General features: G+C 62.7%; 1 protein-coding gene. It reads left to right on the plus strand.

Going from position 1 to position 552, the window contains the following annotated elements:
• Positions 1-552 (plus strand): transposase (locus tag ACSHZY_RS18925; RefSeq protein ID WP_435171777.1); only part of this gene is annotated, 552 nt, incomplete at both ends.

Below are 552 nucleotides of genomic sequence, written 5' to 3' on the forward strand. Positions count from 1 at the left end.
GCCGATCTCTTGAAGCTCTACATCTACGGATACCTGAACAGGGTACGGTCCAGTCGCCGGTTGGAGGTGGAGACGCGACGCAACCTCGAAGTTATCTGGCTGCTCCGCCGCCTGACGCCAGACTTCAAGACAATCGCAGACTTCCGACGCGACAACAGGATGGCGTTTCGTCAGGTGTTTCGGGAATTCGTCGTGCTGTGTCGGGAACTCGACTTGTTCGGACGAGAGCTGATCGCGGTCGACGGCACCCGGATCAAGGCGGTGAACAGCCGGGAGCGGAATTTCACCAAAGCGAAGCTGGCCAAAGCTATGGCGGACAGCGATGAGCGCTTGGCGCGGTATCTCCAGCAGCTCGACGAGGCCGACAAGGACGGTGAGGACGCGTCGCAGGGCGGCACCGTCGAGAGGCTTCAGGAGAAGATCGCGGTGATCCGGGAGCGGCGTGGACGGCTTGAGGCTCATGGAAAAGCTCTCGCGGACAGCGGCGAGGACCAGATCTCGCTGACCGATCCGGACGCGCGCGCGATGCACTCCAGCAGCCGCGTCGGGGTC

The sequence above is a fragment of the Falsirhodobacter sp. 1013 genome, from assembly GCF_051195255.1.
Taxonomy (GTDB): Bacteria; Pseudomonadota; Alphaproteobacteria; order Rhodobacterales; family Rhodobacteraceae; genus Falsirhodobacter.